A 7,067-nucleotide genomic window follows, 5' to 3' on the forward strand; every position below is an offset into this window, starting at 1 on the left:
GGTGGCGTACCGGACTTCCGGCGGAGCGCTTAGCATGGTGCAGGCTCAGCCGCACGGGGCGCCGGTGACCGAACGGAGAGCCGTCATGCCGTTGCTCGACCCCGGGACCTGGCAGTCCCGCACCCTGTCGGGACCCGAGTACGCCGTCGTCGAGCCGGCCACCGGCGAGCCGCTCGGCACCCTCGCCCTCGCAACCGCGCAGGACGTCTCAGCCGCCGCCGAGGCTGCCCACGACGCCCAGCGGGAGTGGGGGCGCCTTCCGTATCTCGTGCGCGCCGGAGTGCTCCGCCGGGCCGGTGACCTGTTCACCGAGCACGCTGGCGAACTGCGCGAGTGGATCGTCCGCGAGTCCGGCTCCATCCCCGGCAAGGCCGACTTCGAACTCCACGTCGCCGCCCAGGAGTGCTACGAGGCCGCCGCGCTCGCCTCTCGCCCGGCCGGTCAGGTCCTGCCCAGCGAGGCGCCCCGGCTGTCGTACACCCGACGGGTCCCGGTCGGCGTCGTGGGCGTGATCGCCCCGTTCAACGCGCCGCTGATCCTGGCCATTCGCTCCGTTGCACCGGCCCTCGCGCTCGGCAACGCAGTCGTCCTGAAGCCGGACCCGCGCACCGCCGTGTGCGGCGGAGTCGCCCTCGCCGCGGTCCTTGCCGAGGCGGGCCTGCCCGAAGGGCTGCTGCATGTGCTGCCGGGTGGCCCGGACACGGGAGGGGCCCTGGTCGCCGATCCATGGGTGCCGGTCATCTCCTTCACCGGCTCGACCGAGACGGGCCGGGCGGTCGGCGAGGCCGCCGGACGCCACCTCAAGCGCGCCCACCTGGAACTGGGCGGCAACTCCGCCCTCATCGTGCTCGACGACGCCGACCTTGACACGGTGATCTCCACGGCCGCATGGGGCTCGTTCTTCCACCAGGGCCAGATCTGCATGACGACCGGCCGCCACCTGGTGCACCAGTCGCTGTACGAGGAGTACGTCGAGCGCCTCGCCGCCAAGGCGGACTCACTCGCGGTCGGCGATCCGCTCCGCGAGCGGGTGCAGCTCGGCCCGGTCATCGACGCCACCCAGCTGGCCAAGGTGCACGGCCTGGTCGAGTCGAGCACCGCCGACGGAGCCCGGCTGGCCGCGGGCGGCACGTACGAGCGTCTCTTCTACCGGCCGACCGTCCTCGCCGGCGTCCACGACGACACCCCTGCCTACACGGAGGAGGTGTTCGGCCCGGTCGCGCCCGTGCGGTCCTTCAGGACCGCCGAGGAGGCGGCCGCCCTCGCCGGGCGCAGCCTGTACGGACTCTGCCTCGGCATCGTCACCCGCGACGCGGCCCGCGGCCTCGAACTGGCCGAGCGGATCCCGACCGGCATCGTCCACATCAACGACCAGACCGTGAACGACGAGGCCGTGGCGCCCTTCGGCGGGGTCGCCGCGTCCGGCACCGGCGCCCGCTTCGGCGGCGAGGCCAACCTGGAGGCCTTCACCGACGTGCGCTGGACGACGGTGCGCGGTGACGTGCCGGCGTACCCCTTCTAGGCATGACGGGATGCGTGTGCCCTACTGGTCGCCGCCCTGCTGCGCCTGCTGCTCGGCCACGGCCTTGCGGACCTCGTCCATGTCGAGCTTGCGGGCCTGGCCGATGACGTCGGTCAGGGCCGCCTCGGGAAGCGCACCTGGCTGCGCGAAGACCGCGACCTGGTCCCGGACGATCATCAGCGTCGGGATGGACTGGATACCGAACGCGGCGGCGAGTTCCGGCTGCGCCTCGGTGTCCACCTTGCCGAAGACCAGATCGGGGTTGTCCTCCGCCGCCTTCTCGTAGACCGGGGCGAACTGCCGGCACGGCCCGCACCAGGACGCCCAGAAATCGATCAGGACGAATTCGTTGTCCGTGACCGTCTGGTCGAAGTTCTCCTTGGTGAGCTCCACGGTGTGGCTCATGGCGTGAATCCCTCTTCCTGGGGTGGGGGCAAAGCCGTCGGCACAACACGGCCGGACCGTGACGTATTCCGTACGCCCGGCGGGCACGTAACGGCGTGCGTACCCATGTGGCCTCACGCCACACCACCCAGCAGACTGAGCCCATGACGGAAACGGAATCCATCGCTTATGACGTCGTGGTGCTCGGGGCCGGGCCCGTGGGGGAGAACGTCGCCGACCGCACCCGCGCGGCCGGGCTGTCCACCGCGGTCGTGGAGGGCGAACTCGTCGGCGGCGAATGCTCGTACTGGGCCTGCATGCCCAGCAAGGCGCTGCTGCGCCCGGTTCTCGCCCGCGCGGACGCCCGCCGCATCCCGGGCCTGCAACAGGCGGTCCAGGGCCCCCTCGACGCGCCCGCGGTGCTCGCACACCGGGACTACTTCACCTCTCACTGGAAGGACGACGGCCAGGTCGGATGGCTCGACGGCATCGGGGCCGACCTCTACCGCGGGCACGGGCGGCTCGCCGGGCCGCGCACGGTCGTGGTGACCGGCACCGACGGGGTGCGGCACACCCTCACCGCCCGGCAGGCCGTCGCCGTCTGCACCGGGAGCCGCGCCCAGCTGCCCGGGCTGCCGGGGCTCGCGGACGTCGGACCGTGGACCAGCCGGGAGGCGACGAGCTCCCAGGTCGTCCCCGGTCGGCTGATCGTCGTCGGCGGAGGTGTCGTCGCCACCGAGATGGCCACCGTCTGGCAGGCCCTCGGCTCCCAGGTGACCGTCCTGGTCCGCGGCAAGGGCCTGCTGTCCCGCATGGAGCCGTTCGCCGGTGAACTCGTCGCCGAGGCGCTCACCGAGGCGGGCGCCGACGTCCGCACCGGCACTTCCGTCACGTCGGTGACCCGCGAGAACGGCACGGTCGTCGCCGTCACCGGCAGCGGCGACCGCATCGAGGCCGACGAGATCCTCTTCGCCACCGGCCGCGCCCCGCGCACCGACGACATCGGTCTCGACACGGTCGGCCTGGAACCCGGCTCCTGGCTGCCGGTCGACGACAGTCTCCGGGTGACCGGCACGGACTGGCTGTACGCGGTCGGCGACGTCAACCACCGGGCCCTCCTCACCCACCAGGGCAAGTACCAGGCCCGCATAGCGGGCGCAGCCATCGCCGCCCGTGCCTCCGGCGAGTCCGCCCTGGAAACCGAACCCTGGGGCGCGCACACCGCCACCGCCGACCACGGCGCCGTCCCGCAGGTCGTGTTCACCGACCCGGAAGCCGCGTCCGTCGGACTCTCGCTGGCGGAGGCGGAACAGGCCGGCCACCGCGTCCATGCCGTCGACGTCGAGTTCTCCTCGGTCGCCGGAGCGGGCCTGTACGGCGACGGCTACCGCGGCCGCGCCCGGATGGTGGTCGACCTGGAGCGCGAGATCCTCCGCGGTGTCACCTTCGTCGGCCCCGGCGTCGGCGAACTCATCCACTCGGCGAGCATCGCGGTCGCCGGAGAGGTACCGGTGAGCAGGCTCTGGCATGCGGTGCCGTCGTACCCGACGGTCAGCGAGGTGTGGCTGCGGCTGCTGGAGGCATACCGGGACAACTGACGTGCTGCGGTGCTAGGAGCGTTTGACGGATCCCCCGGTTCCGGTGCTGGGGGATACCGGGACAGCTGACGTGCTGCGGTGGCGGGAGCTTATGACGAACGCCCGGGCTCAATCCGGAAGTTCGAAGCCCAGCTCCCGCGCCGCCTCGTCCGGTGTCGGCCGCGCCCAGCGCTCCGCCACCGCCGTGTTCGACGACAGCGAGCGCAGCTCGGCCCGGTCGAGGTACAGCACGCCGTCCAGATGGTCCGTCTCGTGCTGCACGATCCGCGCGGGCCAGCCCTCGAACAGCTCGTCCACCGCGCGGCCGTGCTCGTCCGCGCCCGTCAGCCGCACCTGAGCGTGCCGGGCCACCACCGCCTGCCAGCCCGGCACGCTCAGACAGCCCTCGAAGAACGCGGCCCGCCCGGCGCCGACGGGCTCGTACGACGGATTCACCAGCACCCGGAACGGCTGCGGCACCCGCCCCCGCGCCAGCCGCACCTCCTCCGGCACCGGCGCAGGATCCTCGATCACCGCGATCCGCAGCGGCACGCCCACCTGCGGCGCCGCGAGGCCGACACCCGGAGCAGCGTGCATCGTACGGCGCAGAGCCTCGACGAACCGGGCCAGCAGCGCGGGCTCCAGCTGGCCGTCGAACGGCTCGGCGCCACGCCGCAGTACGGGATCGTCGGCCATGACGATGGGCAACGGACCGTCCATGGCGAGGAGTTGCTCGACCTGCTCGGCGAGTGGCAGGCGATCATGGGGGGCAGCCATGCTGCCAGCATGCCATGACGCCCCGCCATGTGACGCAGGCCACTTGATCCTCCGGGAACTCGACGGCTCCGCAGCCCGACTCATGCACCACCTGGCTGAAAATCGTCCCCACTCCCCGGAGAGCACCCACCGATGACCATCACCTCCTCGCCCGACACGGACGAGGCCCCGCAGCCGGCCGAGTCGGCGCCGTCCCCCGGCAGATGGGCGCCCCTGCGCCCGCTGATCCTGCGACTGCACTTCTACGCCGGTCTGTTCGTCGCGCCGTTCCTCCTCGTCGCGGCCACCACCGGCTTCCTGTACGCCGGTTCCTTCCAGGCCGAGAAGATCCTGTACGCCGACGAGATGACCGTCCCCGACGTCGGCGACACCAAGCTTCCGATATCCGAGCAGGTCGAGGCCGCGCGTGAGGCCCACCCCGAGGGCACGGTCTCGGCAGTGCGGCCCTCCCCGGAGGCCGACGCGACCACGCGCGTCCTGCTGTCCGGCGTGCCGGGCGTCCACGAGGACCACACACTCGCCGTGTTCGTCGACCCGTACACCGCCGAGGTGCGCGGGTCCCTGGAGCAGTACGGCTCCACGGGGGCGCTGCCGCTGCGCACCTGGATCGACGAGTTCCACCGCGACCTGCACCTGGGCGAGACCGGCCGCCTGTACAGCGAGCTCGCCGCGAGCTGGCTGTGGGTGATCGCGGCCGGCGGCCTGGTGCTGTGGTTCTCCCGCCGCCGCGCCCTGCGCAAGCTGCGCGGCACCAGCGGGCGGCGCCGCACGCTGGGCCTGCACGGCACCGTCGGCGTCTGGGCCGCGACCGGGTTCTTCTTCCTGTCGGCGACCGGCCTGACCTGGTCGCAGTACGCCGGCGCGAACATCGACGAACTGCGCACCTCCCTCGGCCACGCCACCCCCTCGGTCTCGGCGACGTCGGGCGGCGACCACGGGGGCCACGGCGCGGCGGCGGGCTCCGGGGGGACCGCCGAGCACGGTGTCGGCCTCGACAAGGTGCTGACCGCCGCCCGGGCCGAGGGTCTGGGCGACCCGGTGGAGATCGTCCCGCCCGCCGACGCGAGCTCGGCGTACGTGGTCAAGCAGGTGCAGCGCAGCTGGCCCGAGAAGCAGGACTCGGTCGCGATCGACCCGGCCACCGGTGAGGTCACCGACGTGCTGCGGTTCGCCGACTACCCGGTGCTCGCGAAGCTGACCCGCTGGGGCATCGACCTGCACACCGGCGTGCTGTTCGGACTCGTCAACCAGATCGCCCTGATGCTCCTGGCGCTGTCCCTGATCCTGCTGATCGTGCTGGGCTACCGCATGTGGTGGCAGCGCGGCCGCGGTTCCGCCTTCGGCCGGCCCATTCCGCGGGGTGCCTGGGCCCAGGTGCCACCGCAGATCCTCGTCCCGCTGCTGACCGTGGTCGCCGTCGTCGGCTACTTCGTTCCGCTGCTCGGCATCCCGCTGGCCGCGTTCCTCGTCGTGGACGTGATCCTCGGCGAGATCGCACACCGGCGGGGGCGGCGGACGTACGGCAGCCGCAGCGGGACCGCCGCCCCGTAGGCCCCGCGCCGGGACGGACGGCGGGCCCGGCCTCTCTCGGGGGGAGGCCGGGCCCGCATCGATGTGGGCCTCGGCGCGGTGCAGTCGGGCCGAGTGGGAGTAGGCGCGCGCCGGCAGCAGCCGCGGGCCGGTCTGCTCCGGAACCTCCTCGGTCCACTGCTTGCTTTCCGGGATGCCTGCCTACTTCGTCATGGCGGCCAGCTCCGCGTCGGCCCGCTCCGTGACCAGGGCAAGCACCCGGCCGGCCACCGCCAGGTCCTCCGCCGGGATCCCGGCGTAGATCCGGGCGGAGATCTCCCCGGTCTCGGCGGCGGTCGTTTCGTACAACTTCCGTCCCGCGTCCGTGATCCGCAGCTGGGTCGCCGCCGGTTCGAGCAGCCCCTTTTCGATGAGTTCGTCGACGACGCCGTGCACGTCGGCCGGGTCGGCCTTCAGTGACCCGACGACCTGGACGACCAGCGCGTCGCGCTCGACCGGGGCCTCGGCGACGGCGACCAGCCGGAGGGTCACCGACTGCTGGAAGGTGGCACCGTAGCGGGCGAGCACGGTCTCGAGGACGGCGCGGCCGGCGTAGTGGGCCAGGCCTATGACCCGGCCGCCGACAGTGGGTGTGGTGGTCATGACTGCTCCTGCTTGTTCTCGTCGGGGTCGATGAATGGATCAAGCGGTGCGTCGAGCAAGGTGGCGAGATCGCGCGTGAACTCCCGGGCGCGCGGGCTGTCGAGACCGCCGAGCGGTTCCAGCAGCTGTCCCAACAGTCGGTGTACGACGGTGACGGCCCGGCGTGTGACGTCCCGGCCCTGGTCGGTGAGCGCCAACTGGACGGCGCGCGGGTCCTGCGGATCGCGGGTGCGCTCCAGCAGGCCGGCGGTCTCCAGGGCGCGGGCGAGCTTCGACACGTAGAGCGGTTCGAGCCCGGTGTGGTCGGCGAGGCGTCGCTGGCTGGGCCGTAGTCCGGAACGCTGCATGCCGTACAGCGACGCGACCAGCGAGTACTGCGCATGGGTCAGCCCGAGCGGCGCGACCGCACGGTCGACCGCCACGCGCCACTTCATGGACAGCCGCCAGACCAGGAAACCGGGCGTCGGGCCGCCCTCGGATGCCTCACTCATGACAGGTACAGTACATGGCTACTATATCCATGGCTACTATTTTCTCGCGTTGAGGTGAAGCCACCGACACCGCCCGGCGGACGGCGCCGCAACCGACTGACGGGAGGTCCCCGGCGGGACTAGTAGATTGTCGCTGCTAAGTCT

General features: G+C 72.2%; 7 protein-coding genes. 3 read left to right on the plus strand and 4 right to left on the minus strand.

All coding sequences use genetic code 11. From position 1 onward, the window contains the following. Window positions 1-85: 85 nt before the first annotated feature. Window positions 86-1,522, plus strand: a complete 1,437-nt coding sequence (locus tag StrepF001_RS43645; RefSeq protein WP_129803618.1) for a benzaldehyde dehydrogenase — start codon at window positions 86-88, stop codon at window positions 1,520-1,522. A gap of 21 nt (window positions 1,523-1,543) precedes the next feature. Here the strand turns inward: StrepF001_RS43645 and trxA are convergent, their stop codons facing one another. Next, window positions 1,544-1,927, minus strand: a complete 384-nt coding sequence (gene trxA, locus StrepF001_RS43650; RefSeq protein ID WP_129803619.1) for a thioredoxin — start codon at window positions 1,925-1,927, stop codon at window positions 1,544-1,546. Between the two features lie 143 nt (window positions 1,928-2,070). Here trxA and StrepF001_RS43655 point away from each other — a divergent pair, with 143 nt between their 5' ends. Further along, on the plus strand, window positions 2,071-3,504 hold the full coding sequence (locus StrepF001_RS43655; RefSeq protein WP_129803620.1) for an NAD(P)/FAD-dependent oxidoreductase: 1,434 nt from the start codon (window positions 2,071-2,073) through the stop codon (window positions 3,502-3,504). A gap of 108 nt (window positions 3,505-3,612) precedes the next feature. Here the strand turns inward: StrepF001_RS43655 and StrepF001_RS43660 are convergent, their stop codons facing one another. Beyond that, window positions 3,613-4,260: a peptide deformylase gene (locus StrepF001_RS43660; RefSeq protein WP_129803621.1), complete on the minus strand. Its 648-nt coding sequence runs from the start codon at window positions 4,258-4,260 to the stop codon at window positions 3,613-3,615. 132 nt (window positions 4,261-4,392) lie between these two features. Between StrepF001_RS43660 and StrepF001_RS43665 the strand changes: the two genes are divergently transcribed. After that, window positions 4,393-5,811 carry a PepSY domain-containing protein gene (locus StrepF001_RS43665; RefSeq protein ID WP_129803622.1) on the plus strand — a complete coding sequence of 473 codons (1,419 nt, stop codon included), beginning with the start codon at window positions 4,393-4,395 and terminating at the stop codon, window positions 5,809-5,811. A gap of 180 nt (window positions 5,812-5,991) precedes the next feature. Here the strand turns inward: StrepF001_RS43665 and StrepF001_RS43670 are convergent, their stop codons facing one another. Both StrepF001_RS43670 and StrepF001_RS43675 read right to left on the minus strand, forming a co-directional pair. Then, window positions 5,992-6,432 (minus strand): MarR family winged helix-turn-helix transcriptional regulator, encoded by a 441-nt coding sequence (locus StrepF001_RS43670; RefSeq protein WP_129803623.1) that lies wholly within the window; start codon window positions 6,430-6,432, stop codon window positions 5,992-5,994. Beyond that, window positions 6,429-6,923: a MarR family transcriptional regulator gene (locus tag StrepF001_RS43675; RefSeq protein WP_129803624.1), complete on the minus strand. Its 495-nt coding sequence runs from the start codon at window positions 6,921-6,923 to the stop codon at window positions 6,429-6,431. Before StrepF001_RS43675 ends, StrepF001_RS43670 begins: the two co-directional genes overlap by 4 nt. Window positions 6,924-7,067 lie beyond the last annotated feature (144 nt).

Source organism: Streptomyces sp. F001 (assembly GCF_004187715.1).
GTDB lineage: Bacteria > Actinomycetota > Actinomycetes > Streptomycetales > Streptomycetaceae > Streptomyces > Streptomyces flavusporus.

Excerpts from the sequence above, each read along its gene's own strand:
- StrepF001_RS43670 (WP_129803623.1), bottom strand. The coding sequence starts at position 6,432 with ATGACCACCACACCCACTGTCGGCGGCCGGGTCATAGGCCTGGCCCAC.
- StrepF001_RS43665 (WP_129803622.1), top strand. The coding sequence starts at position 4,393 with ATGACCATCACCTCCTCGCCCGACACGGACGAGGCCCCGCAGCCGGCC.
- trxA (WP_129803619.1), bottom strand. The coding sequence starts at position 1,927 with ATGAGCCACACCGTGGAGCTCACCAAGGAGAACTTCGACCAGACGGTC.
- StrepF001_RS43675 (WP_129803624.1), bottom strand. The coding sequence starts at position 6,923 with ATGAGTGAGGCATCCGAGGGCGGCCCGACGCCCGGTTTCCTGGTCTGG.
- StrepF001_RS43660 (WP_129803621.1), bottom strand. The coding sequence starts at position 4,260 with ATGGCTGCCCCCCATGATCGCCTGCCACTCGCCGAGCAGGTCGAGCAA.
- StrepF001_RS43645 (WP_129803618.1), top strand. The coding sequence starts at position 86 with ATGCCGTTGCTCGACCCCGGGACCTGGCAGTCCCGCACCCTGTCGGGA.
- StrepF001_RS43655 (WP_129803620.1), top strand. The coding sequence starts at position 2,071 with ATGACGGAAACGGAATCCATCGCTTATGACGTCGTGGTGCTCGGGGCC.